This is a genomic window from Streptomyces nogalater (assembly GCF_039532885.1).
Lineage (GTDB): Bacteria > Actinomycetota > Actinomycetes > Streptomycetales > Streptomycetaceae > Streptomyces > Streptomyces nogalater.
The window spans coordinates 1-676 of record NZ_BAAASM010000103.1 but is presented as its reverse complement, the minus strand read 5'-3'; the positions used below and the strand labels follow the sequence as shown (position 1 = coordinate 676).

The 676-nt window shown below is 71.3% G+C and carries 1 protein-coding gene; it reads right to left on the bottom strand.

The window, feature by feature from the left end; all coding sequences use genetic code 11:
- Positions 1 to 383: 383 nt before the first annotated feature.
- Positions 384 to 676, bottom strand: a 293-nt coding sequence (locus tag ABD350_RS37865; RefSeq protein WP_344354016.1) for an HNH endonuclease family protein, incomplete at its 5' end; no start/stop codon positions are given.

Here is a 676-nt window from a genome sequence, read left to right as displayed (position 1 = left end):
GGCGCCGCCGTCCTCACCTACCTCGCCCAGCACGACGGCGCCACCGCCATCCTGGCCGGCGGCACCGCCTTCGCCGGCGCCGTACTGTTCTTCCACACCATCATCGCCACCTGACAGCTCACCGTGCTGCGGCGCCTCGGACGCCGCAGCACGACCTCACCCCTCCAGCAAGCATCGGGGCTCACAACGTCGCTCGGCCAAACGGCCACCAGCCTCCGGTCCTGGACCACCAACTCGGCCCACCTAGAGGCCTCATCCTCACCTTGCCAGCTGTCCGTGATCAGCATCACCGCGCTACTTCTGCGCACTGCTCCCCCGCTACGGCCCTCCGGGATGGCCTGGGAGTCGGCGGTACCCGCACTGTCACCCGCAGCAGCCGGGCCCTACCGGGCGAGGGTGACGGTGAACGGCGCGTTCGGGCAGTGGCCGAGGATCTGTGACAGGGCGGCTTCCTCGCTGGAGTCGATGCTCAGGCCCCAGCGCGTCTTGTCGGCGACCCAGTCGGTGGCGTACTGGCAGCGGTAGCCGGCGGCCGGCGGCAGCCACGTGGCCGGGTCCTGGTCCGCCTTCGACCGGTTCGACGCGGCCGACACCGCGATCAACGCCCGCTCATCGCCCAGGTCGTTGGCGTAGGCCTCCCGCTCCGCCGACGACCAGGCCAAGGCGCCGGAGTCCC